At 48.2% G+C, this 26,574-nt stretch carries 22 protein-coding genes and 1 tRNA gene; 17 read left to right on the forward strand and 6 right to left on the reverse strand.

Annotated features, from left to right (window positions below; all coding sequences use genetic code 11):
- Nucleotide 1 precedes the first annotated feature (1 nt).
- Entirely contained in the window at nt 2-1,909 is a 1,908-nt protein-coding gene (gene mnmC / locus AEST_RS04850) for a bifunctional tRNA (5-methylaminomethyl-2-thiouridine)(34)-methyltransferase MnmC2/FAD-dependent 5-carboxymethylaminomethyl-2-thiouridine(34) oxidoreductase MnmC1 (protein ID WP_008607456.1), read from the reverse strand.
- Complete coding sequence (locus AEST_RS04855; protein WP_008607457.1) at nt 1,875-2,084, reverse strand: hypothetical protein; 210 nt, start codon at nt 2,082-2,084, stop codon at nt 1,875-1,877. Before AEST_RS04855 ends, mnmC begins: the two co-directional genes overlap by 35 nt.
- A gap of 34 nt (nt 2,085-2,118) precedes the next feature.
- Here AEST_RS04855 and fabB point away from each other — a divergent pair, with 34 nt between their 5' ends.
- The 10 genes from fabB (at nt 2,119) to purF (ending at nt 14,403) form a co-directional block, all read left to right on the forward strand.
- Nucleotides 2,119-3,333, forward strand: coding sequence for a beta-ketoacyl-ACP synthase I (gene fabB / locus AEST_RS04860; protein ID WP_008607458.1), 1,215 nt, complete (start codon nt 2,119-2,121; stop codon nt 3,331-3,333).
- 176 nt (nt 3,334-3,509) lie between these two features.
- A complete protein-coding gene (locus tag AEST_RS04865; protein ID WP_008607459.1) occupies nt 3,510-4,622 on the forward strand; it encodes a 4-phosphoerythronate dehydrogenase in 1,113 nt (370 codons plus the stop codon).
- Nucleotides 4,623-4,638: 16 nt separating this feature from the next.
- Nucleotides 4,639-5,658: an aspartate-semialdehyde dehydrogenase gene (locus tag AEST_RS04870; protein WP_008607460.1), complete on the forward strand. Its 1,020-nt coding sequence runs from the start codon at nt 4,639-4,641 to the stop codon at nt 5,656-5,658.
- Between the two features lie 235 nt (nt 5,659-5,893).
- Nucleotides 5,894-8,518: a FimV/HubP family polar landmark protein gene (locus AEST_RS04875; protein ID WP_008607461.1), complete on the forward strand. Its 2,625-nt coding sequence runs from the start codon at nt 5,894-5,896 to the stop codon at nt 8,516-8,518.
- Nucleotides 8,519-8,570: 52 nt separating this feature from the next.
- Nucleotides 8,571-9,359: a tRNA pseudouridine(38-40) synthase TruA gene (truA, locus tag AEST_RS04880; protein WP_008607462.1), complete on the forward strand. Its 789-nt coding sequence runs from the start codon at nt 8,571-8,573 to the stop codon at nt 9,357-9,359.
- A 150-nt stretch (nt 9,360-9,509) separates the two neighbouring features.
- Nucleotides 9,510-10,370, forward strand: a complete 861-nt coding sequence (accD, locus tag AEST_RS04885) for an acetyl-CoA carboxylase, carboxyltransferase subunit beta (protein WP_008607463.1) — start codon at nt 9,510-9,512, stop codon at nt 10,368-10,370.
- Between the two features lie 16 nt (nt 10,371-10,386).
- Nucleotides 10,387-11,667 (forward strand): bifunctional tetrahydrofolate synthase/dihydrofolate synthase, encoded by a 1,281-nt coding sequence (gene folC / locus AEST_RS04890; RefSeq protein WP_008607464.1) that lies wholly within the window; start codon nt 10,387-10,389, stop codon nt 11,665-11,667.
- Nucleotides 11,664-12,326, forward strand: a complete 663-nt coding sequence (locus AEST_RS04895; RefSeq protein ID WP_008607466.1) for an SPOR domain-containing protein — start codon at nt 11,664-11,666, stop codon at nt 12,324-12,326. Before folC ends, AEST_RS04895 begins: the two co-directional genes overlap by 4 nt.
- A gap of 59 nt (nt 12,327-12,385) precedes the next feature.
- A complete protein-coding gene (locus AEST_RS04900) occupies nt 12,386-12,874 on the forward strand; it encodes a CvpA family protein (protein WP_008607468.1) in 489 nt (162 codons plus the stop codon).
- 17 nt (nt 12,875-12,891) lie between these two features.
- Nucleotides 12,892-14,403, forward strand: coding sequence for an amidophosphoribosyltransferase (purF, locus tag AEST_RS04905; protein WP_008607469.1), 1,512 nt, complete (start codon nt 12,892-12,894; stop codon nt 14,401-14,403).
- Between the two features lie 75 nt (nt 14,404-14,478).
- Here the strand turns inward: purF and AEST_RS04910 are convergent, their stop codons facing one another.
- Nucleotides 14,479-15,078, reverse strand: coding sequence for a Yip1 family protein (locus AEST_RS04910; protein WP_008607470.1), 600 nt, complete (start codon nt 15,076-15,078; stop codon nt 14,479-14,481).
- 204 nt (nt 15,079-15,282) lie between these two features.
- On the opposite strand from AEST_RS04910, the gene miaE reads away from it, so the two are divergent.
- Nucleotides 15,283-16,068 (forward strand): tRNA isopentenyl-2-thiomethyl-A-37 hydroxylase MiaE, encoded by a 786-nt coding sequence (gene miaE, locus AEST_RS04915; protein ID WP_008607471.1) that lies wholly within the window; start codon nt 15,283-15,285, stop codon nt 16,066-16,068.
- Nucleotides 16,069-16,074: 6 nt separating this feature from the next.
- On the opposite strand, the gene AEST_RS04920 is transcribed toward miaE, so the two are convergent.
- The gene (locus AEST_RS04920; protein WP_008607472.1) at nt 16,075-16,821 is read right to left on the reverse strand and encodes a UDP-2,3-diacylglucosamine diphosphatase; all 747 of its coding nucleotides are present in this window, start codon (nt 16,819-16,821) and stop codon (nt 16,075-16,077) included.
- Nucleotides 16,822-16,836: 15 nt separating this feature from the next.
- On the reverse strand, nt 16,837-17,334 hold the full coding sequence (locus tag AEST_RS04925; RefSeq protein WP_008607473.1) for a peptidylprolyl isomerase: 498 nt from the start codon (nt 17,332-17,334) through the stop codon (nt 16,837-16,839).
- 135 nt (nt 17,335-17,469) lie between these two features.
- On the opposite strand from AEST_RS04925, the gene cysS reads away from it, so the two are divergent.
- Nucleotides 17,470-18,849: a cysteine--tRNA ligase gene (cysS, locus tag AEST_RS04930; RefSeq protein WP_008607474.1), complete on the forward strand. Its 1,380-nt coding sequence runs from the start codon at nt 17,470-17,472 to the stop codon at nt 18,847-18,849.
- Between the two features lie 116 nt (nt 18,850-18,965).
- Here the strand turns inward: cysS and folD are convergent, their stop codons facing one another.
- Nucleotides 18,966-19,826, reverse strand: coding sequence for a bifunctional methylenetetrahydrofolate dehydrogenase/methenyltetrahydrofolate cyclohydrolase FolD (gene folD, locus AEST_RS04935; protein WP_008951449.1), 861 nt, complete (start codon nt 19,824-19,826; stop codon nt 18,966-18,968).
- Between the two features lie 198 nt (nt 19,827-20,024).
- On the opposite strand from folD, the gene AEST_RS04940 reads away from it, so the two are divergent.
- From AEST_RS04940 to AEST_RS04960, 5 genes are all read left to right on the forward strand, one after another.
- Nucleotides 20,025-20,101, forward strand: a tRNA-Pro gene (locus tag AEST_RS04940).
- Nucleotides 20,102-20,803: 702 nt separating this feature from the next.
- Nucleotides 20,804-22,195, forward strand: coding sequence for a tyrosine-type recombinase/integrase (locus AEST_RS04945; protein ID WP_169313970.1), 1,392 nt, complete (start codon nt 20,804-20,806; stop codon nt 22,193-22,195).
- A 1-nt stretch (nt 22,196) separates the two neighbouring features.
- Nucleotides 22,197-25,514 (forward strand): hypothetical protein, encoded by a 3,318-nt coding sequence (locus AEST_RS04950; RefSeq protein ID WP_008607477.1) that lies wholly within the window; start codon nt 22,197-22,199, stop codon nt 25,512-25,514.
- Between the two features lie 2 nt (nt 25,515-25,516).
- Nucleotides 25,517-26,125 carry a hypothetical protein gene (locus AEST_RS04955; protein ID WP_008607478.1) on the forward strand — a complete coding sequence of 203 codons (609 nt, stop codon included), beginning with the start codon at nt 25,517-25,519 and terminating at the stop codon, nt 26,123-26,125.
- A partial coding sequence (locus AEST_RS04960) for a VPA1267 family protein (protein ID WP_083840389.1) occupies nt 26,125-26,574 on the forward strand: 450 nt, incomplete at its 3' end. The genes AEST_RS04955 and AEST_RS04960, both read left to right, overlap by 1 nt.

The following is a 26,574-nucleotide window of genomic DNA, read 5'->3' on the forward strand; positions in this document are numbered from 1 at the left end:
GTTAAGTCGCCGCTTTTTTATTAAAGCGTGCCGGGCTCAGTAAGTTCGCTGTGCTCTGGCTAAGTGGCCGCGGTTCACCACTGATTACAGCGGCTAAGTACTCAGCCAATAACGGTGCAAATAACAAGCCGCGGGCACCCAGACCGACATTTAGCCAAAGTGGTGCCGGCTCGCCAGTGTTTTCCGGGTGGTAGCGCCCACAGAGTGGCAGATGATCCGGTACTGTCGCCCGAAAAGCGGCTTTCGCCGAGTTAACCATTAAACGCTGACTCCAGTCAGGTGCCTGTAACTGTTGCCGCAGCTCGGCAATATTTTGGGTATCGTCTGTATCCATTAACTGTGCCGTATCTGCTGTCCGGTCAAAGGTGGCGCCAATACAGTGCAGTCCTTGCCAGGCAGGCGTCAGATAACCTTTATGACAAATTACAGTGCGCAATGGCGCCAGATCCGGCGCTTCGACATGGCTAACCTGACCGCGTACCCGATTTACCGGCAGAGCGGCAAAGGGGGCTAAGCGGGTTAGATCGGCACCGTTAGCGACCAGCAGCTGTTGTGCGGTGAGTGTCGTTGTCGCGGTATGCAGTCGCCAGCCATCTGCATGGGCACTTAACTGTTCTACGCGGCAATTAAACTGGCTGCTAAAGCCCGGCTGGGTGCTAAGGTAGCGCCACAATGCGTGGCAAAAGGCTTGCGGTGCCAGCCAACCGGCCAGCGGCAAAAAGATGCCGCCCTGCTGCAAACTCACACCAGCGAGCTCAGTGGCAGCTGCCGCATCGACAAACTGTAGTAACTCAGCTGGCCAGACCGCAGCCTCTGCCATTTTTTGTTGCCGCTCAGCCAGTTGCTCTGTGCTGGCCAGATGCAGCACACCACAGTAATCCAGCGGAAAGTCTAAGCCCAGTTGCTGACAGTGCTGATAAAACTGCCGCGCTTGCCAAAAGGCCTGACAGTGAAATAACCCTTGTGGCGTTAGCTTAACTGGCAGATTTGGATAAAGCGCACCCTGGCGATTATGTGAAGCACCCTGAGCAACTTCGGCATCGGCGCAGAGTAGCGTTACAGCAATACCCCGACGCAGCAGGGCGCAGGCGGTGGTTAAGGCTGCCAGACCACCACCGATAATGGTGACAGGAGCACTAACAGGATCGCTGTGCTGCCTGTCGGGGGATAACGACTCAGCCGGCTGTGGATGCCAGGCAATCAGCATTTCGCGCTTTTTACCAAAGCCTTTTACCTTGGCAAGCTGAAAGCCCGCTGCGCTTAGGCCGCGTTTTACCACGCCGGCACAGGTAAAGGTGGCAAGGCGGGTGCCGGGATAACTTAAGCGAAATAGCTGCTGAAATAATCCCGGCTGCCACATATCAGGGTTTTTCGCTGGCGCAAAACCATCAAGAAAGATCGCATCGACCCGATTCTGCTCCGGAACTGTGGGTAAGAGCGCATTAACATCACCCAGCCACAGATCCAGCATCACCTGGCCCCCATCCAGCAATAATCGCTGACAGCCCGCGGTGGCCGGCGGATAGGCGGCCAATAGCTGTTGGCAAAGTGGGGCTAACTCAGTATGCACACTTAATGCCTGCGTCAGATCGGCGCGGCTTAACGGGTATTTTTCAAAGCTACTAAAATATAGCCGCTGACAGCGGGCATCCGGATACTGCCGACGATATTCCCGAAAGCGTTGCCAGCAAAGTAAGAAATTGGCACCGGTACCAAAGCCGGTTTCCAACACATGAAACCAGGGGCGAGGGTGGGTGTACCAGCGTTCTGGTAAACCGTTTTGCTGCAAAAACACGTAGTCAGTTTCAGCCAGACCGCCGTCATTGGAAAAATAGATGTCATCAAAATCGGTAGCAATAGGTGTACCCTGAGCATTAAAGTGGATCCGGGCGTGCGATAGGACAGACATAACAAACCTTTGGCAAAATTTCATCTTGTAGTTTACCGCAGCCTGAAGCAAAATTGAAAACAGAGTACAGCTGTGCGCTGAAAGCAGACCAGTTTTGCGGCGAAAGTCCGTAGAATTGCGGTATTAATTCTGCGGCCTGACTGGGCGGCAGCATGACAAAGATAATTTTTAACATTGAGCACCTGTAACGACAGGCATGGGGAGTTAGCATGAAAAGAGCCGTGATCACCGGTTTAGGCATTGTATCTAGTATCGGTAATAATCAGGCTGAGGTATTGGCCTCGTTAAAAGCGGGTAAGTCCGGTATTAGCCGTGCCGAGGAATTCGCAGAGCTGGGTTTAAGATCTCAGGTATGGGGCAATATTAAACTGGACCCCAGCGAACTGATTGATCGTAAAGCGATGCGCTTTATGGGCGATGCTGCTGCCTATGCTTATCTGGCGATGCAGGAAGCGATGCAGGATGCCGGTTTAAGCGATGAGCAGATTTCGCATCCGCGCGTTGGCTTGGTGGTTGGCTCGGGCGGCGCTTCGTCCAAAACTCAGGTTGAGGCGGCCGATATTCTGCGTGAAAAAGGCGTAAAACGGGTTGGCCCCTATGCAGTGCCAAAGACCATGTCCAGCACCTGCTCGGCCTGTCTGGCCACGCCATTTAAAATTAAAGGCGTAAACTATTCCATCAGTTCAGCCTGTGCCACCAGCGCACACTGTATCGGCCATGCGATGGAACTGATCCAACTGGGTAAGCAGGATATCGTGTTTGCCGGTGGTGGTGAAGAAGTGCACTGGACACTGGCGATGGAGTTTGACGCAATGGGTGCCTTATCCAGCCGTTACAACGACACCCCTGAGCTGGCCTCGCGTACCTATGACGCCAATCGCGATGGTTTTGTGATCAGCGGCGGTGGCGGTATCGTCGTGGTCGAAGAGTTAGAGCACGCGCTGGCGCGCGGTGCGACCATCTATGCTGAAATTGTCGGCTATGGCGCGACCTCAGATGGTTATGACATGGTGGCACCAAGCGGCGAAGGCGCCGTACGTTGTATGCAAATGGCGATGCAAGGCGTTGACGCACCTATTGATTATCTGAATACTCACGGCACCAGTACCCCGGTGGGTGATGTCAAGGAGCTGGGCGCGATCCAGGAAGTCTTTGCCGGAAAAACCCCGGCCATCAGTGCGACTAAGGCGATGACCGGTCATGCGCTGGGCGCGGCCGGTGTGCATGAGGCCATTTACTCGCTGCTGATGCTAAAGCATAACTTTATTGCGCCGTCGATCAATATCGGTGAGCTGGATGAGGCGGCCAAAGGTCTGGATATCGTGACCCAAACCCGCGACGCAGTCTTAAATACCGTGATGTCAAACAGCTTTGGCTTTGGCGGCACCAATGCCACTTTAGTCATGCAACGCTACAAAGGGTAATGCAACGTCACAAAGGGTAATGCAGCGCTATTAAGCGCAATGCAATGCCATAACGGCTAACTGCAGCTGTTATTACTCAAGGCGCTTACATCAGCGCCTTTTTTCTTGCTCAAGTTCAGTTCTTGCGACACGACTTTTCTTGCTAGAATGCACGCATCCGAACAACGGGGCCGATAATGAACATTTACGCTGATGAAAATATGCCGCTGGTGCGCGAGTTTTTCGCCGACCTTGGCGAGGTAACGACCTTTGATGGCCGTAATGTAACGGCTGAAACATTACGCGAGGCCGATATCCTGCTGGTGCGTTCGGTGACGCCAGTCAATGCCAGTTTGCTGTCACAGAACAACCGCTTACGTTTTGTCGGCACGGCCACTATCGGTACTGAACATGTTGATACTGACTATTTAGCTTCCCGGCAGATTAGCTTTAGTTCGGCGCCCGGCTGCAATGCCCAGTCGGTGCTGGAATATGTACTTAGCAGTTTATGGTTTCTGGCTGAGCGTTATCAGTGGTCATTGCCGCATAAAGTGCTGGGTATTGTCGGGGTCGGTAGTATCGGCCAGCGTTTAGCAACCGCGGCAAAGGCGCTGGGGATCCCGCTGCTGCTCTGTGATCCGCTGCGTGCTGCGCAAGAGCCGGATTTTCCGCACACTGATTTTACGACCTTGTGCCAGCAGGCCGATATTATTAGTTTTCATACCCCGCTTGAAAAAACCGGGCCTTATCCCAGCTACCATTTATTGGATGCCGAGCACCTGGCGCTGTTAAAACCAGACTGCGCTATTATCAACGCCTCGCGTGGCGCCGTGATCGATAATCAGGCGCTGCTAACGGCGCAACAACAGCAGCGTCGGCCGCTGGTGCTGGATGTGTGGGAACAGGAGCCGGATATCTTGTTGCCGCTACTGCCTTATTGCGATCTGGCCACGGCGCATATTGCCGGTCATAGTGTCGAAGGCAAGGCGCGAGGTACTGAAATGCTGTATCGGCGTTGCTGTGAACTGCTGCAACAACCGCCCCGGATGAGTCTGGCCGCGCTCTTGCCGGTGCCAGCAATGGAAAAACTACAACTTTCCGCTAATTTTGGGCTTCCAGATGTCCAAAATCTCGCCAGGATGTTATATGATGTGCGGCGGGATGATGCCTTGTTCCGGTATCATATAACAGGTAACGGGTTTGACTGGCTCAGAAAGTCTTATCCTGCGAGGCGCGAGTACAGTGCGCTACAACTGAGTGGCCCGGCCTTACCGGCCTGGCTTGACTCCTTAGGCTTTAGTCGTCAGTAATAAGAGGATGCACCGCATGGCGTCGCAATACAATGTCGCAGTCTTGGGCGCGACCGGTCTGGTCGGCCAACATTTAATCGAAATTCTGGAGCAGCGTGATTTTCCGGTTGCGCAACTGTTCCCGCTGGCTAGCAGCCGCTCGGCCGGTGGTACTGTGACCTTTAAGGGTAAAAAGCTGACGGTGCTGGATGCTGAAACCTTTGACTGGAGCCAGGCACAGATTGGTTTATTCTCCGCCGGCGGCAGTGTCTCGGCGATTTATGCCCCTAAAGCCGCGGAAGCTGGCTGTGTGGTGATTGATAACACCTCGCATTTTCGTTACGAGGCGGATATTCCATTAGTGGTGCCGGAAGTGAACCCAGAGGCCATTGCCGATTACCGTAACCGGAATATTATTGCCAACCCCAACTGTTCGACGATTCAGATGTTGGTGGCGTTAAAGCCAATTCATGATGCCGTTGGTATCAGTCGGGTCAATGTGGCAACTTATCAGTCGGTCAGTGGTGCCGGACAATCAGCAGTAGAAGCCCTGGCCAGCGAAACCGCACAGCTGATGAACGGCCGGCCACTGGATGAGAAGGGGCAGTTTGCCCGGCAAATTGCCTTTAATGCTATTCCGCAGATTGATGTGTTTCTGGAAAATGGTTACACCAAAGAAGAAATGAAGATGCACTGGGAAACCCAGAAAATTCTGGGCGACAGCAGCATCGCCGTTAATGCCACTGCAGTGCGGGTACCGGTATTCTATGGTCACGCCGAAGCGGTGCATATCGAAACGCGGATGCCGATTTCGCCAGAGCAGGTGAAAGCCTTGCTGGCCAATGCGCCGGGTGTGGTATTACTGGAAAACAATGCCGACTTCCCAACCCAGGTTTGCAGTGCTACCGGTAAGGATGACGTCTTTGTTGGCCGCATCCGTCAGGATTTATCACATGAAAATGGTATAAATATGTGGGTTGTGGCCGATAACATTCGTAAAGGTGCTGCCACCAACAGTATTCAGATCGCCGAAGTGCTGATCCGTGACTATCTGTAGTCAGATAATCGTAAAGTAGTATATTACTGTTACAGGCCGCATTTGCGGCCTGTTTTTGTTTTGGCGGTGATAACGGCAACGGTGCTTGGTAACAGAGGCTCGCCTCTGGTCAGTTTCCTGCATCTGCATTATAGTTGTCGGGCAGACTTTGAGAATGATGGAACGCTGTTTGCATAGCTCTGAAATAAAGTTTGGCTTAATGACGTGAGTCTGGTTGCTCGGCTAAGGAAAACTGATGCCCGTTCGTATTTTATTAGTATTGTTGCTTGTCAATTTTTCGACGTTTGCGTTCTCGCAAAGTACGCCAACGCAGATCCGTGGCCCGAAAAGCAGCGATAATGCCTTTATCCAGCAACAGTTTGGCCCGCTGACGGCCAGCGATACCCTATGGCGGATTGCCGAGCAGGTTAAGCCCAACGATAGCGTGACCACCTATCAGGTGATGTACGCGCTGTTTCTGAAAAACCCTGGTGCCTTTAATGACGCTAACTTTAATCATTTACGGCCGGGCGCGATCTTAATCCTGCCAGATTTGCGGGAAATTCGCAGTGTCGATGCCGAGCAAGCCAGACGTAAAGCCGAACTGGATGATCAGGCCTGGGCGGAGCGTACCCGCCGTGAAGCAGAGGCCAGAGCCCGGGCGCGCGAGCAAGCCGCTAAACCTAATCAGGTGCAACAACAAGCACTGACCGAGTTAAATACGCTAAAAGATAACTATCAAAGCTCAATGCTATTGATTGAAGGCATTGCCCGCGAAAATGAGCAGTTACGTGGTTCTCTTGGTCGACTGCAGCAAGAGTTAGAGGGGTTAAAGGCTCAGTTGGCGGAAGATAGCCTGTTACAGCAGCAACTGAACCAGTTACTGGAGCAACAGCAGGCAATACTGGCTGAACAGGAAGCCCGTCGTCTGGCAGTGCTGGCAGCAGCCCAGGCGCAGCAACAGGCAGCCAGTGGTTCCTGGCTGAATAACCCGCTGATTTGGGCTTTGGCGGCCTCTTTCCCGGCAATTCTGGCATTAGTCGGTTTGTTGTTCTGGTTTAAACGTCGTAGTCAGAAGACCGAAGAAGTGATCAGTGCTGCGACGAAAGAGCCGGTTGCGCCAGCCGGTTATCAATCACCGGTACCGCCACTGGATAGCAGTCAGGACTTTGACGATAGCCTCTTTACACTAGACGATAGTTTACTGGACGACGCCTTTGAGCCTACCCCGGTAGCAAAAGCCAGCACCAGTGCCGCCGTAGAGGATGGACTGAGTGATTTTAGCGACGATATCTTGCTGGACGATTTGGATGTCGATGTGTTATCGACAGATGTCTTAGATGTGCCGCAGGACGATCAATTAGATTTTTCACTGGACGATGTCTCCGATGCCGAAGTCACGCCAAGCAGTGATGATTCAACTTTACCGGAGAGCGCAGATTTTAATTTTGATGCCAACAATATCTTATCTGATACTGACCTGGCCTCGCTGTTAGCGGCCGAGGACGAACCAGAAGCAGAGGAAATCATCGAGTTTGCCGAACCGGAAGCGGCGGCCGCACCGGAACTTACCCCGGCTCAGGTGGAGCGAGAGCAAACTGAGTTCACAGATCAGGATGATATTGATAATTTGCTTGAGGAAATTGAGCTGGACTGGCCACAAGATCCCGATACGCAAGCAGCAGAGCTTGCCGTTGTCGCAGAACCGGAGATCACGCCAGACGAGTTTGATGCTGGGCTGGAAGAAGACAGTCTGCAGCAAGCTGACCTCCTAGCGTCGGAGAGTATTGAGGAAATTGCCGGTGCTGAGCCCCGCTTTGATAGCTCAGAGTTAGAAGCCTTTGCCGAGCAACTCGCCGCCGAAGGTGCACAACAGGACACGACAAGTCTGGATGAGTTGTTAACCGAAGACGAAGAGCGGTTGCAGAGCGAGCTGGACGATATACTGATTCAGGCTGCAGAGCAAACTGCCATTGCCGGGCAGCATAGTGCATCAGATGAGGAAGATCACAGCACCGAGTTGTCAGACGCCGCTATCTTAGATGAGGAATGGCTGGCGGAACAGGAAGCAGAGCAAGAATTACCGCTCGTCACAACCAGCGAAGCAGAAGCCGATTTACTGGATACCATGGCTGCGCCGGAGATCGAGTCTGACGCTGAAGAGGTGCCAAGCGTTGATTTGACTGAAGCCGAAGATTTGTCGGTACAACAACCTTCAGAAGCGATGCTGGCCGTTGAGAATCCCAGCGCGGTACTGGATACCTATCCGGAACTGGATTTGTCTGATTTTGATCCGGAAGATGAGCAACAGCTGGCTTTGTTATCGCAGCAGTTGGAAAATCTGACGACGGATCCGGACGCTGAGCAGCTTGATACAGCGGTAAATGAGCTAACACCAGAAGAGCTGAATCTGACCGATTTGGAAGATAGTCAGTTTGAGCAATTATTGGATGAACTGGAGCACATAACGCCGCCAGCGGCTGAGCAGGATGAGCCAGAACTGCAATCCGATCTTGCTAGCGCTGAACAGGATAAGCAGCAGGAGGAAATTGAGTCGACATCTGATATTGCTTTGGCTGATACCGATTTTGTTGAAATTGATAATTTATTATCGGCGCTGGAACAACCTGATAACGACGAAAGCCGTTTTGAGCAGCTGAATGTGGATGTTGGCTTGGATGAATTTGCCGATATTATCGGTGAGCATACCAAGATGGATGTTGATCAGGAAGATAACGGCTTCGCCGCCAAGTTAGATTTGGTACGGGCTTATATCGAGATGGATGAACCTGAAAGTGCGACCCTGCTGATTGATGAAATCCTAACCTCAGCGGCACCTGAGCATGTTAAAGACGAAGCACGTCAGCTGCGGCCAGAGTAGGTAACTGACGCTCGCTGGGTTATACTAGCCCCGAAATTTAGTAGGGGCCAAGATGCGGATAGCCTTAGGAATCGAATATGACGGCAGCAGCTTTTATGGCTGGCAACGTCAGCGCGAAGTTAATAGCGTGCAGCAGGAACTGGAAACAGCACTGGCCAAAGTGGCCAATCAGCCAGTAGAACTCTTTTGTGCCGGCAGAACCGATGCGGGTGTGCATGCCACCGGTCAGGTAGTGCACTTTGATACCGACGCAGTGCGGGATGAAAAAGCCTGGGTCATGGGCACCAATGCCCAGCTGCCGGATCAAATTGCCGTGCGTTGGGCCAAGGTTGTACCGGACGATTTCCACGCCCGCTTCAGCGCGACAGCGCGCCGTTACCGTTACGTAATTTACAATCATAAACATCGTCCGGCTATTCTGCGCGCCGGGCTAAGTCATTATCATCAGCAGCTGGATATTGCACTGATGCAACAAGCAGCGCCGGCCTTGTTGGGGGAGCAGGATTTCAGTGCTTTCCGTGCCATCCAGTGCCAATCAAAAACGCCGTTTCGCAATGTGCATCATCTGCGCATTGAACGCTTTGGTGACTATATTGTCCTTGATATCAAGGCCAATGCCTTTTTACATCATATGGTACGGAATATTACCGGTAGCTTATTAGAAATCGGCATGCGGCGGCAGCCACCGGCGTGGTTGGCGCAACTGCTGGCCAGCCGGGATCGTACCCAGGCGGCAGCAACGGCGAAAGCAGGGGGCTTGTATCTGGTGGAGGTCGATTATCCCGCGCACTATGCGATACCGCAGGTTGAGCTGGGGCCGTTATTTTTGCCACCGACCTGAGGGCAGGGTAGCGTCGCGCACTACTAAGACCAGTTTTCTGTATTCTGCCCTGCTTGATTTGTGTTTTAATAGCCGCATTTTCGCCATTTCGATGGTTTTAGCGTATTTTTTGCCCGCTTCCGCCGGCAATTACCAAATTAGGAAAAGGTTATGAGTTGGTTAGAAAAGATTCTGCCCAGAACGTCATCGTCAGATCGCCGTAATATTCCGGAAGGGGTGTGGACCAAGTGCACGTCTTGCGATGCGGTACTGTATAAAGCCGATCTGGATCGTAATCTTGGGGTTTGCCCAAAGTGCGATCATCATATGCGGATCTCTGCCCGCAGCCGTTTACAGCATTTTTTTGACACGCACTCAACTACCGAGCTGGCAGCTGAGTTAGAGCCGCAAGACTTATTAAAGTTTAAAGACAGTAAGAAGTACAAAGACAGGATTGTCGCTGCCCAAAAAGAAACCAATGAAAAAGATGCGATGGTAGTGATGCACGGCACCCTGCACGGTATGCCTGTGGTGGCGGCGTCTTTTGAATTTGAATTTATGGGCGGTTCGATGGCTTCTGTCGTCGGTGCTAAGTTTGTCGCAGGCGTTGAATATGCGCTAAAACATAAAATCCCCTTTGTCTGCTTTTCTGCCAGTGGTGGTGCCCGGATGCAGGAGGCCTTGTTCTCATTGATGCAAATGGCGAAAACCAGTGCTGCGCTGGCCCGGATGAGCGAGCAGGGGCTGCCTTATATTTCGGTATTAACTGACCCTACCATGGGTGGTGTTTCGGCCAGTCTGGCGATGCTGGGTGATATCAATATCGGTGAGCCCAAGGCACTGATTGGCTTCGCCGGTCCGCGCGTGATCGAACAAACCGTACGCGAGAAACTACCGGAGGGTTTCCAGCGCAGCGAATTCCTGTTGGAGCACGGTGCTATTGATATGATCGTTGACCGGCGGAAAATGCGCGATACAATTGCCCGACTTTTAGCGAAGTTTATGCAATTACCTGCTCCACAGTCGGAGTAATGCATTCCGGAGAGTTATGTCTGTCCAGCCGTTGACCAGCCAATCGTGCCATAGCCTGGCCGATTGGCTTTGTTATATTGAACAAAGCCATCCTATTGATAAAATTGAACTGGGTCTGCAGCGGGTAACCGAAGTTGCCAGCCGCGGTAACTTAGCTGCTTTGCCTGGCAAGGTTATCCTGATTGCCGGCACCAACGGCAAAGGCACCACAGCGCGCACCCTGGAGCAATTGCTGCTGGCGCAGGGCTATCGGGTAGGCGTATACAGCTCACCGCATTTACTGCGCTTTAATGAGCGTTTACGTATCGATGGCCAGGATGTGGCAGATGATGCCTGGCTGAGTGCCTTTCAGCAGGTTGAAAGCTTACGCCAGGATATTCCGTTAACTTATTTTGAATTTACCACCTTAGTGGCCTTTGCCATCCTGCGTACTACGCAGCCGGATTTTTGTTTGATTGAGGTTGGCTTAGGCGGCCGCCTGGATGCCACTAATATCGTTAATCCTGATATCAGTGTTATTACGACCATCGACTTGGATCATCAGGCATTTCTGGGGCCGGACCGCGAAAGTATCGGGCGTGAAAAAGCCGGTGTTTTCCGCGCTGATACAGTTGCTGTTTGTGGTGACCCGCAGCTACCGCAAAGCGTCAGTGCCGTAGCACTGCAGACACAGGCTAAGTTGCTGCTGATCAATCGCGATTATTATTATCAACAACAGGCTGATAGCTGGAGCTGGCAGGGACAACAGCAGCGTGGTGGTTTACCGATACCGGCGGTGCCGCTACAAAATGTTGCGACGGCGCTAACGGTACTGGAGCAACTGGGCGTATTACCTGATTCAGCACTATTAGCAAAGGCGTTACCCAGGCTTAGCCTGCCCGGACGTATGCAGTGGCTGCAACGACAACCGGCAATACTGCTTGATGTGGCGCATAATCCGCAGTCGGTGGCTTATTTGGCGAGCCAACTCCAACAACTGCGCCAACGCTATCCGCGGCTGATTGGCCTGGTGGGTATGCTGAAAGATAAGGATTTGCCACAGGCGCTACTGCCCTTGACGACCTGTATCGATGAGTGGCATCTTGTCAGCCTACCCGGTAATCGGGGAGCCAGTAGTGAGCAACTTGCTGCGGCGCTAGACACGGTATTACCGACCGTGCAGGCGACGCAACATCAGGATGTGGCCCAGGCCTTTACCCAGCTTCGTGATGCTATGGCCGCGACGGATTTGCTGGTTGTTTTTGGATCTTTTGTTACTGTTGCCGGCGTATTGGCGCTGTCGCGGGAGGAAGAATGAGTGCAAAATTTAAACATCGCTTGCTCGGTACCAGTATTTTACTGATGCTGGCGATTATATTTTTGCCGGATCTGCTGGACGGTCAAAAGCAGGTGGTGAAGGACGATTTCCAGGTCATTCCGGAGCGCCCGGAGTTTGCAGGCGTGCAGCAGGTTGCACCCTTTGATGACAGTGCCTTGACGCAAGCGCAAGTCGTCTCCGAGCAACAGCCAGAGCAGGGTGAGGTGCCGCTGGACGAACAAACGGCCAGTCGGCCGGAGTTGCCATCACAGCAATTTGCGACTGTGACTGTTGATGCTGCAGGGCAAGCGCAAACCCAGACTGCAACAACTCCGGCACCTACTACGGTAAGTCAGCCGGCGGCGGCTAACCCGCCATCAGCTTCCATGCCAGCGCTGAATCAGGCTGCCTGGGTTGTCAGAGTAGGCAGCTTTAGTAACCGTCAAAACGCCAATGCTTTGGTGACCAAGTTGCGCCAGGAAGGTTTTACCACCTTTACCCGCGACATTACCAATGCTAGTGGCCAGCAGTTAACCAGTGTCTTCGTTGGCCCGGAAATTCGCCGTGAAAAGCTGGAGCAGGGATTACCTAAGCTACGCCAGCTTACCGGCGTAGAGCGGTTGGTGATTAGCAATTACCAGCCAGCGGAAAATAATTAGCTATTGCACGGCGCAATTTGGTAGAATGCGCGCCGTCAATAAGCATCCTTTGGTAGCAAATGAGTTGGATTGATTTCACCATTCTGGCGATCATTGCCTTATCCGCCGTGATAAGTCTGGTCCGGGGCTTCGTAAAAGAGGCTATCTCGTTGACCGTCTGGATCGCCGCCTTCTTTATTGCCAGCTCTTACCATCCGCATCTTGCCAGCTTTTTCACTAACCTTACCGACGACACCATCAGAAACGCTGTAGCGATCGCCATTTTGTTTATCAGCGCACTGATTGTTGGTGCTTTAATTAACTATCTGATTAGCAAGCTGGTGCAATCGACGGGACTGTCTGGCACCGATCGGCTGCTCGGGCTGATTTTCGGTGCGCTGCGTGGCGTGCTGGTAGTTAGTGCGGTGTTGTTTTTTGCTGATGCCTTTACCCCGGCTGCCAGCAGTGACTGGTGGCGACAATCGGTATTGATCCCCGAATTTGGTTTTATCATTGAATGGTTTTTCGAGTATTTGCAAAGCCATTCCAGTTTTATGCAAAAGCCCTAGCCGGCGAGGAAATTTCAATGTGTGGTATTGTTGGTATCGTAGGTAAGTATCCGGTCAATCAGGCCTTATATGATGGTCTGACAGTGTTACAGCACCGTGGGCAGGATGCGGCCGGTATTGTTACGGTGGATAATAATACCTTGCGCTTACGCAAGGCGAATGGCCTGGTTAAAGATGTTTTTGAAACCCGCCATATGCAGCGCCTGGCCGGTAAAATAGGTATTGGTCATGTTCGCTATCCTACCGCGGGCTCTTCCAGCACCGCAGAAGCACAGCCATTTTACGTCAATAGCCCTTTTGGTATCGCTCTGGCGCACAATGGCAACCTGACCAATGCGCATGAACTGAAAGACGAGATCTTCCGGCTGGCGCGCCGCCATGTAAATACCACCTCTGACTCCGAGGTATTATTGAATGTGCTGGCGCATGAACTGGCAGTGCAAAGTAGTATGCAGCTGGAGCCAGAGCAAATTTTTAAAGCCATTGCCAATGTGCACCGCAAGGTACGCGGTGGCTATGCAGCAGTCGCTCTGGTGATCGGTCATGGCCTTATTGCCTTCCGCGACCCGAACGGCATCCGGCCACTGGTAATGGGTAAGCGTGAAACACCGGCTGGCACTGAATATATGGTGGCATCAGAGAGTGTGGCGCTGGATGCGGATGGCTTCTCCGTGCTGCGTGATATTTCGCCGGGTGAAGCGGTGTATATTACCGAGCAGGGCGAGCTGCACAGCCAGCAATGTTCAGAAAACCCAAGCTATACCCCCTGTATCTTTGAATATGTGTATTTTGCGCGGCCAGACTCGACGATGGACAATATCTCGGTGTATGCCTCGCGCGTGGCGATGGGGAAATATCTGGGTGAGAAAATTAAACGCGAGTGGTCGCATCTGGATATCGATGTGGTGATCCCTATCCCTGAAACCAGTAATGACGCAGCGCTGGAAATTGCCAGTGTCCTCGGTTTACCGTATCGCCAGGGCTTTGTGAAAAATCGCTATATCGGCCGTACCTTTATTATGCCAGGACAAACGCAGCGCAAGAAATCGGTAAAGCGCAAGCTGAATGCGATCTGGCAGGAGTTTAAAGGTAAGAATGTATTATTGGTTGACGATTCGATCGTCCGCGGTACTACCTCTGGCCAGATCATCGAAATGGCGCGGGAAGCCGGTGCCAAAAAAGTATACTTTGCCTCTGCCGCGCCGGAAATTCGTTTTCCGAACGTCTATGGTATTGATATGCCATCGGCTAATGAGTTGATTGCGCATGGCCATGATGTCGAAAGCATCTGTCAGATCATCGGTGCCGATGGCCTGATTTTCCAATCGCTGCCGGATCTTATTGCTGCGGTGCGTAGTGAAAACCCTGAAATCAAGCGTTTTGAAACCTCAGTGTTTGATGGTCATTACGTCACCAACGATATTGATCAGGATTACCTGAACCGGCTGGATCAGATGCGTAGTGACGATGCCAAAGCGGCTTCAGTCATGTCAATGGCCTCACATCTGGAGACCTATAACGAAGGTTGAGTCCAGCTCTAAGCATACAAAAACGGCTGCCAGTGGCAGCCGTTTTGTTTGATTTAGCTAAAGTGTCTTTATTGGTTAGTGGGTAAAGGCCGGGCCAAAACCCGAACTCCATAGAATCGCTGTGGCAGCCAGCACCACCACTAGCAGCACCAGACCGCAAGTTACTACTGAACTGGCATAAATAAAACCACGTTCTTCCGGGATATGCATCAGGATCGGTACCCCGACATAGAGCAAATACACCGAGTAGGCTAGCCCGGCCAGACCAACCATCATTACAAACCACAGCTCAGGATACAGCGCGGCTAAACCCACCATAAACAGTGGCGTTGAGGTATAGGATGCCAGCTCCAGCGTTTGGGTATAAGTGGGTTCAGCGCCAAAGGTATGGGCCATCCAATGTGCTAATAAGCCCAGTGCAAAGACACCGGCAATCAGGGCGATATACATTGCCACCGCCATCAAGCGTGCGCTTTCGGCGGTTAAAAAGATTCTTTCACCCACACCGATGCTCCAACCCAGATGCACCGCTGAATAATAGGCACACAAAGAGGGGATCAGCGCGATCAATAAAATGTGAATCATGCTGTAGCGGAAGCTTTCGTGTCTGGCATCAATGGTATGCCACTCTTCTTTCGGGTGGGCATACAAGCCCCATAAATGGTTTAGTATCATAATTATTATCCTTATTACTGCAAAACTGCACCCTTGTCCGGGCAATAACGCAGTTGCCCGTAGTTAAGTTATGACTGATGGTCAGAACTTCGTCAAGCTTGGCGTTGAATTTTTAAACACTAGCAAAGTAAGCTATTGGAAGCTGCTGGCGGCGCTGTAGCCGATTCGGTATACTTTAGCGCTGATTTTTAGAGCGGTTATCTGATGCAAAGTTGCGAATATCAACAGCTGTTGGCACCGATCCAGCAGTTTCTTGGCTGTGTTACTCCTGATGCCTGGTTAGCGCAAGCGGCGAAGCCTGAGTCTTTGCCGGTATTGCTGACGGATCACCTGATCTGTGAGTTAAAGGCGGCGCAATCTGCGATGTTTTTAATTCGTCGCTATGCGGTAGATGAGCAAAGCGCTGAAGCTTTGTTGCAATGGTTAAAGCCATACGAGGATTTTACCTACCGCCAGCTTGGCGATTGGCAGCAACTGGCCGAGCACAAGCTGAAAAAATCGATGCTACCCAAAGCCAGCTCGGCCTATGGGCAGGATTTGATCGACAAAATGGTGTTGTTAATTAAAGAAGAGCTGCACCACTTTTATCAAGTATTGGAAATAATGCAGCAGTTCGGCGTACCTTACGACAAGATTACCTCCAGCCGTTACGCCAAAGGTTTGCTAAGGCACGTCAGTACTTTTGAGCCGAACGCGCTGGTCGACAAACTGATTTGTGGTGCCTTTATCGAAGCGCGCTCCTGTGAGCGTTTCGCCCGCCTGGCACCTTTATTGCCAGCTGCAATTGGTGATTTTTATATTTCACTGCTGCGCTCGGAAGCGCGCCATTATCAGGATTACCTGAGCTTGGCACAGCAGATTGCCGGTAGCGATATCAGTGCGCGGGTGGCGTTTTTTTCCGGCGTTGAAGCCGAGCTGATTTTAGGCCCGGATGCTGATTTTAAGTTTCATAGCGGGGTACCGGCCGCGAGCCTGCAGGCGATGGCCTGATACTAATCAGGATGTCGCTGGCAGCGGATCAAATACCAGTTGCCACTGTTCGGCAGTGACTTTCAGATAGCTGCTTTGCGTATACCAGTCACCCAGCACATAACGCTCTGCTGCCTGACCATTAACTTGTAGCTGATGTACTGCCGGTCTGTGGGTATGGCCATGGATCAGTTTCTGCACACCAAATTGCGCCATCACTTTTGGCACTTCTTCTGGTGTCACGTCCATAATACTGGCGGCATCTTGTCGCATATATTGCGCTTTCGCTTTAGCACTTTTTTCGCGGGCTTTACGGGCAATCCGCTGTCGTATGCTAAGTGGTAAAGACAACATCAGTGTCTGCCACCAAGGCTGATCCCACCAGCGGCGGAATTTCTGATAGGCCAGATCCAGCGTACAGAGGCTATCGCCATGCATTATCAGCGTAGGAGTGCCGTAGAGATCAATCACCTGCTGCTGCGGCAATAAGGTGATGCCGGCTTGTTTGGCGTAACGCGCTTTTAACAGAAAATCACGGTTGCCGTGAATAAAGAATATTGGCAGCTGTTTACTGACCGCTTGCAGTGCCGCTGCAACTTTTGCCAGTAATGGCTCCGGATTGTCATCACCAATCCAGACTTCAAATAAATCACCGAGAATATAGAGCGCATCGGCTTGCTGCGTTTCAGTAGCGAGGAAGTGCAAAAAGGCCTGAGTAATATCAGGCCTGTCTGCTGCCAGATGAAGATCGGCAATAAAAAGCGTATACGCCATCTGCGCCAATACCGCTTAGGCGCTATGCAGCTCAGCGCGCTCGATTACGACCGGCTCGACTGGTACATCGGCATGGCCGGCAAAGCGACCGGTGCGTACTTTACGGATCTTATCAATCACGTCCATGCCTTCGATCACCTCACCAAATACACAGTAACCCCAGCCTTGCATGCTCTCTGAGCTGAAATCCAGGAAGTTGTTATCGGCAACGTTGATAAAAAACTGGCAGGTGGCTGAGTGCGGATCGCTGGTGCGAGCCATCGCAATAGTGCCTTTTTTATTCGAAACCTTGTTATTGGCTTCGTTTTTAATGGGTTTCTTGGTGTCTTTCTGATCCATATCCGGAGTAAAGCCGCCGCCCTGGATCATAAAGCCGTCAATGACCCGGTGAAAAATGGTACCGTCGAAGAAGCCATCTTTTACATAGCTTAAAAAGTTCTCAACAGTAGCGGGGGCCTTGTCGGCGAACAGCTGCAGTTTAATTACGCCAAAATTGGTATGTAAGCTAACCATAGTATAGGGTCCTGTCAGGTTAAAGTGCGTCTATTCTAGCGCAGCCGCCGTGATAAACAAAGCAAGGATAGCGGGCCTTGTCCGGCAATGTTACACTAGCTCCCTTTTTATCGGGCCAGCAATTACGAGGACAGCATGCTGCAGATTTACAACACCTTAAGCCGTCAAAAAGAAGTCTTTACCCCTATTACGCCGGGCAAAGTGGGCTTATATGTCTGCGGTATTACCATCTACGATTACTGTCATGTTGGCCATGCCCGTACCTATGTCGCTTTCGATGTGATTAACCGTTATCTAAGGTTTTGCGGCTATGATGTGACCTATGTGCGCAACATCACTGATGTTGACGATAAAATCATTAAACGTGCGGCGGAAAATGGCGAAAGCTGTGATGCCTTAACAGCCCGTTTTACCCAGGCTATGCATGCCGATTTCAAGGCGCTGGGCTTGCTGCCGGCAGATATTGAACCGACGGTAACTGGCCATATGCAGGAGATTATCCTGATGGTGCAGCAGCTGCTGGATAAAGGCTATGCCTATATCGCTAAAGACGGTGATGTGCTGTTTGATGTCAGCAAGTATCAAGCTTATGGCGCACTGAGCCAGCAAAACCTGGAGATGCTGCAAGCCGGTGCCCGGGTAGAAGTCTCGGATAGCAAAGATGATCCACTGGACTTTGTGCTGTGGAAAACGGCCAAGCCGGGTGAGCCTTACTGGCAATCACCGTGGGGCAATGGCCGGCCGGGCTGGCATATCGAATGTTCGGCCATGAGTGCCAAACATTTAGGCGCGCATTTTGATATTCATGGCGGCGGTTCAGACTTACAGTTCCCGCATCACGAAAATGAAATTGCCCAGTCGACCTGTGCCCATGGCCATAAGTACGTTAATACCTGGATCCATACTGGTATGGTGCAGGTTGATAAAGAGAAGATGTCCAAATCCTTGGGTAATTTCTTTACCGTCAAAGAAGTTCTGGCGCAGTACAATGCGGAAGCCGTACGTTACTTCTTATTATCCAGCCAGTACCGTAGTCAGCTGAATTACTCAAAAGAGAATTTAGAGCAGGCACATGCGGCGTTGGGACGGTTATATAATGCGCTGCGGGATATTACGCCGGCAACACAGGTCGATTTAAATAATGACTATGTCGCGCGCTTTAAAGCGGCGATGGATGATGATTTTAATACCCCGGAAGCCTTACCGGTGTTATTTGAACTGGCGCGCGAAGTAAACCGTTTTAAAACCACTGAGCCGGCCAAAGCCGCTGAGTTAGCTGCGGTGTTACAAACTTTGGCGGGCGTGCTGGGGATTTTACAGGGCGATGCCGAAGCCTTCTTAAAATCCGGTGCTTCGGATGATGAAGTGGGACAAATTGAAGCCTTAATAGCGAAACGTAACGCCGCCCGTGCTGCGAAAGATTGGGCGGCAGCCGATGCGGCCCGCGCCGAGCTGACAGCACTGGGGATAGTGCTGGAAGATAAAAACGGTGTCACCAGTTGGCGTAAAGCTTAAGCGCTAAGTTTTAAGTTCGAAATGCCAAGTGCGAAATACAAAGCACAGTAAGCAATAAAAAAACCGCTTAATTGCGGTTTTTTATTGCTTGGGTTTAGAGCCCGAATGAGCCAGATTTAGCTGGCGTCATGATACAGTTCGCAGGCTTCCAGGGTATTTTCAATCAGGCTGGCGACGGTCATTGGGCCGACACCACCCGGTACTGGCGTGATATAGCGGGCATGCTTAACCGCATTGGCATAGTCGACATCACCGACCAGTTTACCACTATCCAGACGGTTGATACCGACGTCGACTACTAAAGCACCAGGTTTAACCCAGTCACCCGGAATAAACTCCGGCCGGCCGACCGCCACCACCAGTAAATCGGCGCGCCGCACCTGCTGCTCCAGATTTTTAGTAAATTTATGGCATACGGTAGTGGTACAGCCTGCCAGTAACAGCTCCAGCGCCATCGGCCGGCCCACGATATTAGAGGCACCAACAACCACCGCATCCATACCTTTGATATTGACCCCGGTGCTGTGCAGCAGGGTCATAATGCCTTTCGGCGTGCAGGGACGCAGTGCCGGCATCCGCTGTGCCAGGCGGCCGATATTGTAAGGATGAAAACCATCAACATCTTTTCTGGGGTCAATCCGCTCTAAAATGGCTGAGGCATCTAAACCGGCGGGCAGGGGCAGCTGAACCAAGATACCATCGACGCTTTGGTCGTGATTTAACTGATCAATTAAATCGAATAATTGCTGTTGGCTGGTATCTGCCGGCAAATCATAGGACACCGAGTGAAAACCCACTTCTTCGCAGGCTTTACGCTTGCTGCCGACGTATACCTGCGACGCCGGATCCAGACCGACTAACACCACTGCCAGACCTGGTGCACGCTTACCGGCGGCAACCCGTGCCCGAACCTGTGCTGCGACCTTATCTTTTGTTGCCTGGGCAACGGCTTTACCATCAATAATTTGTGCTGTCATGCCTGCTGAATTCCCGCCAGTTTTGAAAGCAGTATTTTCGCACAGCAGCCAGTTTTCTGCCATCCTTGATCGGCAACCGCCGCTTTTTCTCGCTTTAGGTTCAAATAATCGCCAATCGGCTGAAATTAGCAAAAAATAGTTTGACGCTACAGGTCGCGGGCGTTAATATTCCGCCCCGTTGCAGCAGTGCAGCATAGTCGGTGATTGGCGCAGCTTGGTAGCGCACTTGGTTTGGGTCCAAGGGGTCGCAGGTTCAAATCCTGCATCACCGACCATTTTGAGATAGTAGGAAGCGCACTTGGTTTGGGTGCTCTCGATCTAACGGGTCGAAGGTTCAAATCCCACATAAGCAACTACTATCTCTATCCCAGATAGGCGTACATTATGCGCCCGTAGCTCAGTTGGATAGAGCAACGGCCTTCTAAGCCGTGGGTCATAGGTTCTTATTTCAGGTTAGATTTTAGTTCATCGTAAAAAAGTACATTGTTTTTAGTTTAGTGCATCACTGTTGTATGTTTTATTGTATTTACAAATGCGCTCGTAGCTCAGTTGGATAGAGCATCCGCCTTCTAAAGTCAAAATTTGGGCACTCATTTGGAAACTTTTGAGTTGTAAGATGTCAAATTCAGGGAAACCTTCCAGGTAAAGCTGATGGCAATCCTGAGCCAAGCCTCTCTCATGAGGAAGGTGCAGAGACTAGACGGCATCTGCCTAACGCTAAGCATATTTTACTTAGTTATGGCAAAGGTATAGTCCAGCGCACGAAGCCTATATTGGTGGCAGTGAAAGCTGTAGTGTGACGAAGCGGATGGTCGCAGGTTCGAATCCTGCCGAGCGCGCCATATATATATCCCACCTTCAAGGTGGTTTTTTTTTGCCAGCGGTGCACTAACTTAATTTGCAATAACACTATATAAAGGCTATTGTTTTGGTGCATCGCAGGTATGGCGATAAGCCAAACAAGGAAGCTTGATATAGTGAATAAGTATGCATCAGTTACAGTAAGAAAGTCTGAGGTAAAACTTAGCGATAACAATATTCGTTTTAGGTTATTTAATATACTGACGGAAGAATATGTTCTAGAGTACGACCATTATGTCAATGGCCTTGTTAGGCTGGGCGTGCCTTATCAAACCGTTTCTGCAAAAGCACAAGATTTATCGCGTTTTTATGATTATTTTAATACTGCTAGTCAAGTAATTGTAGATCTAAACGATAATAGCTCTCTTTACTCACCTTTAGTTCGTGTTTTTAATTCATTTCCAATTTTCCTTGCGTTTGGAGAGGATGCGCCTGATGAATTGGCATCAAGAGTTGCAAAGCTTTTAAACAGTCCTTGCTTAAAACCCACAAGTATCAGACGAATATTGTCCACAGTTAAGCAGTTCACACTAGAGTCGGCGCGTTTAGAGGAAAGCCTTCATAGTTATGCTTCTGATAACTTGCTTAACGTCAGTTCAACCAGTGCTTTTAGCTCGGAATTATTATCAAGAGCAAAAATGTCTGAACACGAAAAAAAGCGCCTGCTATCAAAATCTTTTCTAGCAGGATGTATTAGCGGCGGGGCTAGCATGACTAGTTCACGTCTGTTTTCTGTTCCTAGTATAATTAAAAAAATATCCGACTCTGAGCTAGCTCCGAAGTCATTCCCCATCAAACACGTTATAGATTTTTGCCAAGGATTAAATTCTCTAAGGGACAAGTGCTTATATGCACTATTGTTTGGGGGAGGGTTGCGGATGCATGAAGCTCTTCAAATCAAAGTTACAGATATAAACTTTTCCAATGAGACAGTAGCTTTATCATGCCCTGAAGCGCAAGAATTCATTAAAAATTACACAAGCATGCGACATAAGGGTGTTGACCACTACAAGATATTCCTGATAGAACCATTTAAGTCATTTTTTTTTGACGCAGCAGAAGCGTATTGGAAAAGTGAACGACCAGAGTCTACAAGTGAGTTCTTTTTTTTGACTGCACCTAGGTTTGGTGCTAGACCAATGTTCAATATGAGTCATCAATCACTCGTTGATGCTTTTAGAGAAAATCTGAAAAGACTGAATCTTGATCATTTGCTGCATTTGACACCCCACTCAACCAGACACTTTTTTGGCTTTTATATGTTGAACTTCTGTCCTGTTGCCAATTCAGATGGTGAAATTTCATATGGGTATCCACTTGAAAAAGTACGGTATTTTATGCGGCATACTTCAATCACAAATACTGAGAAGTATGCTGTGCCTGATGTAGAAAAACATAAAAATGATATACAAATTGCAAATAAGCTATTGGAAAGCACGCCTGTTAATCTTAAAAATGTAAAGCAGCAGTCTCTTAGCAAATTAATGTTAAATTTGTTGGGAGAATAGAATGATTTTTATTGAGGAAAATGAAGATAATCTATTTAAGCATTGCCAATCTATCATTGATAGTATGCCCCGATATCAGGCAGGTGCTAAGAACTCGGTAAAGGCCTCTATTATCTTCGAGCCAATCTACCAAGCACATATAAGAAATAAACTACGTGATCATCTTGAGTTAATTGAGCAGGGTTTATGTGATGAGGAAGCATCTTCTTCCGATATAGGTCGAGAAGTTATAAATCTATATTCTAGATTAATGCCTGATCAACTAACAGTTAACAAATCAATTTTAATAGGGAACTATGTAAGACTGCTTTTGATTCGGCTAGCTTGCATTAAGGTTATAAAACTTAATTCTTCATTTAAAATTACAGTCCAATCGCAGAATCAATTTAAGACAGTCCAGACTTACAGAAAATTATATCCAACATCAGTATTTGAAGCTCTGGCTATTGGCACACCTGAAAGAGCAATTAAACATGGCAATGAACTCCCCCGACAACTAATAATTGCTATAGAGGAATCGTCAATAGCATATAAAAGTCGCGCAGGTGCAAGCCTAGCTCTTGCAAGAGCATGTCTTTGCCAAGGTGTTGAGACTTTATCTGATTTTAAGTATTCCGATTGGAACGCTTTTTATACTGACTACATCAGCGTTCCTGAGCGTCCTGCAATTTCGATTTCTGCTTTAATAGGAGTTCTTAGTAAGTATAAAAATGACCCTCAATTTTCTAATGAATTTCACTCTAATAAGTCAAAAAAATATGACACCCAGAACAACAGTGAGATAGATTTTGTATCAGGGTCTAGAGCACAAGCAATAGCTCTATTAGGTGAAGTTAACTATTTAAAAAATGGTGTCCGTTACAATGTCTCTGAGCGCGTTGAATATTTCAAATCTTACAATCGTAAAGTTATTTCATACGGTTACTGGGATAGCAGTGATGTAAAACGAAGTGATTTTATGCCCAGTAATTTGGACGCCAAAATATCTCAAGTGTGGAAAGTAGCTCAAATCGATTACTGTAATACTAAGAGAGAAGCTGGTACAAGAAAAAATGCCGAGCTACGCTTGAGTGTGTTAAACATTTATTTGTTCAGCTATTTGCCAGCTTATTTTTTGAACTGTAAAACTGGTAGCATTAAATACCCTGAAAGGCCAAGAGACTTTATTTCTACCATTTTTGTTCAGCGCAGCTCAATTTTCGAATATGAATCTAAGCTTCCTGATGACTTTCAATTTCCTGTTTCGCTTGAAGATTTTGTTCATGCCTATGAGCAGACCAGAGCAAAAGTTGGTACTAGTAACGAGAATACAGCAAAAGGGGTAATGCGAGATATTTCACTATTTTTCGATCACCTCGTCTCAATTTGTTCAACAGATAGCAGTTCAGAGTTCTATATCAAAAGTAATCCTCTTAGGCTGGCCCAGAGTAAAGTAAAGGGTACAAAATACATCAAAAGCCGAAAAGAAGTTATGAGTTTAACTTATTGGTCAGGTTTGCGAGTATTCTTAAAAGTGGTTGCTAATAAGTTGCTTGATGACAACTTATCAATAATTACTTCGAGCTATAAAACAGCAAAAGACTTAGCAAATTATCCTATCAATTCAAAATTCAGTTTTTTTGGTACTGATGTTGAGATTGGTATGATTGATCTAACAGACGTTGGAACATATTGGCATCGCCTGCAATCAGGTCAAAATATTAGACTGCCAAATGCTAATCCTATTGCAATGTTAAGTTTTATGGCTTATAGCGGTCAACGCCTGAGTAATACTTTTTGGCTTGATGTGAATACCTATAAAATTCTGGAAAGCGATGATAGAGAATATGAGGATGGATTAGATCATGATCTTGTTAAAGTTTTAATAAATACCGATAAAGCGTTAACTAAAGAGTTTCCAATCTTCATACCTCTTTTCACATTCAATATGTTGAAAAAAGTTGAAAATTTGTTAAGGCTTAATAAGTATGAATGGAGTCTGAGTGAAATTGATTATCAAGCTGAGGAAGGTTCAAAGTGGGGTAAAATAACGCCTCTTTTTCGCACAACTGAACAACACTCTTCCTCATCCTTACCAATGGCATCAATTCTTGCTCAGTATGAAAATTGCTTGACGGCTTCTGGCATTAAAATAGAAGAGAGCCAGATTTTTTATATGCCAGCAAAGCATGTATCGCCGACAGAACACGTATACTGTGTTTCACATTTCAAGAAACATATCGATGAAATCAATGCATCTGTAAAATACTTCGATGAAGAGGCTGTTCCATTTACGCCGATAAAGAGTGGGACGTTAATTACACCTCACTCATTAAGGGTTATGGTTAGTAGTGTGTATTCACCTGCTCTTGGTGAAGATGTTGTTTCAAAGTTGATGACTGGACAAACTGAGGCGACAGTTGGGTATTATACTACTGAATTAGACAGCACCTCTTCAGATTTGATAGCTCATCTTTCGTCATTGATGAATCTCAGTGGCAAAAAAATCGTGTCTGAAGCAAGTATTGATGAGGTAGATTTTAGAAGAAGGCTAATTGAAGGTACTGTAGAGCTTGATTATCAAGCCAGCTCAATGAATTTTTCACCTGATGCTACTTTGGATGACGAGACACTACCATCATCTGGTTTAGATGCGCTAAGGGTCGCAGCTGCAAGCGCATTGGCGTTCAATAGAACCCATATTTGTCCTTTTAATAATGATTGTCCAAGATCTATTATTTCTGAGATTGGTGAACATTCATGCTCCGAGTGTCCTTTTACAATTACAACTACCAATCACATCCCGTCAATTGCGGCTGAGATAAGATCTAAATCAGAACGTCTAAAAGAAATTAAATACAAGCTTGATCTAGGAAATTTAAATGATATAGATAGGTCGAACTTAGAAAGAAATCGTAATAGCTTACTTCGTGAAGTTACTAATTGGTATATAAGATTAAAAGTAATCAGCAACAATCCCGATGGCCTTTTTATTATGTCAGCCGATGGGAAAAAGCGGCTTACTCATGACACACCAATCACGACAGATACAAGTTCTTTGCAAGCATTTTTAAGAAGATTAGATGAAGTTAATGGTTCCGATCTACTTCAAACTGAAAGTTTGAAAATTCAAAGTGCGCGATTTATGCGTCTTGCTGAGATAAATATTGACAAAGTCGATTGGAATTCAGTTCCTGAATATAGCGATATTGATGCAGCTTATAATCATTTTCAGACACTGTGTAAAGTTAGCTCTTTAGATGTGAAAAACACACTCAAGACTATAGAAAGTAAATTCTCGATGCAAAATATGATAGTTCAAAAAATAGGAGTCCAGTAGTCATGGCAGGGCAAATTGAGATTCAAGCAAAAGCAGTTGAAGCTCGTATTGAATTTATTAAATCTGCATTAAAGACTTTTCAAAGTCAAAATAAGGTTTTTGGTAATATCACTAAGTTAAGTGAATATCTAAGTGAATATATAGAATCAAATAATAATGAAAAAATTCATCCTGGGACAATGAGAAGGAATAAAGAATATCGCTTTTTACTTGAAAAATTCTTTACTTCAGGTAAGTCAAAGCAAATCGAACTTCAAGACTCAGTGAATGCATCGATTGAGTTGCGGCAAGCAAAGAAAAAAATAAAACAACTTGAAATTGAATTAGATGCAGTTAACCGAGAGTATCTAATGATGAGCGAAGAAATGTTCAAAGTAAGTTCTGCCCCATCAGCGAAAATTGAGTCTTACGAATCTTTCTCAAGCCATAAATTAAGAGATGAGCTTTGTTGTTCTGCAGATTTAATTATAGACCTTATGAAAATGGCGCACGGTTTCTCATCTGACTTAAAAAATGGAAAGGTTGTAAGTGATCTCGATAAAAAGGAGATCATGAATCGAGATAAGTTTCCTCATTTTTTCCTTTATGTAAAACAGGACTTTAAATTCTAATGTCAAGCGGGCAGCAGAAAGCACAGCATAATCTCAACGCTTTTAGAGTATGGGTGGCAACGCAACAGGACGACGACTTTAAACAAATCGTGTTTAGGGGGCAGTTAAGTCGTACAGAAATTGCTAAAGCGATCGGATGTGGTAAGTCTGCTCTGAGTCAAAATCCTGAATTACGTAATGATTTATTGTGCTTGGAAAATAACTTACGTGATAAAGGCGTGCTTCCACCCTTATCGGAAAGCGCTAAAAACGATTTAGATAAAGCTAAGCCCTACGATAATACTGGCAATCATAGATCGCTTGATTTGAAGCGTTTGTCCCTGCTAGAAGTAGAGAATGTAGAGCTAAAAGCTAAAGTTAAAGAGCTTGAGTCTAGGCTAAAACGTTTTTCTGAATTGTCAGAAACCTTATCTGAAATGGGGTTTTTAGTAAGCGTCCGGCGAACACAT

Source organism: Alishewanella aestuarii B11, from assembly GCF_000280055.1.
Classification (GTDB): domain Bacteria; phylum Pseudomonadota; class Gammaproteobacteria; order Enterobacterales; family Alteromonadaceae; genus Alishewanella; species Alishewanella aestuarii.